Genomic DNA, 373 nt, shown 5'->3' on the forward strand with positions numbered 1-373 from the left:
TCCACCACGTCTTCAAAAAACTTGGCTTTCTGATTCGCCAGCGCCAACTGCTCCTCAAGCTCTTTGATTCTCTGCTCGGGAGTTAAGGGCAAAGTGGGCTCGTCCATCGGTCGGTTCCTTTGGGAACGAATGGAGGCGCCTTGGCTCCAGTCTTGCCGACCATGCTTGCGTAACCAAACCAACACCGTCGACCGACCCTGAATTCCGTAGCGCCGTTGAGCCTCTTTATAACTCAACTCGCCTTTTTCGACTTGGTCGACAACCGACAATTTAAAAGTCAGCGTGTAATCGCGTTGACTGCGTTTTGCGCCCGAATCCATTGCACCCTCCTGATAAGAAGCCAGAAGGTGTAAACCTTATTCAGGACGAGACA

1 protein-coding gene is annotated in these 373 nt (G+C 51.7%); it reads right to left on the bottom strand.

All coding sequences use genetic code 11. From position 1 onward, the window contains the following. The coding region (locus ACM6JM_RS19280) for a helix-turn-helix domain-containing protein (RefSeq protein WP_414882354.1) at positions 1–320 on the bottom strand (320 nt) is incomplete at its 3' end. Between the last annotated feature and the right edge of the window lie 53 nt (positions 321–373).

Origin of the sequence: Pseudomonas sp. IT-P2 (assembly GCF_949767575.1) — a bacterium.
GTDB lineage: Bacteria > Pseudomonadota > Gammaproteobacteria > Pseudomonadales > Pseudomonadaceae > Aquipseudomonas > Aquipseudomonas pharyngis.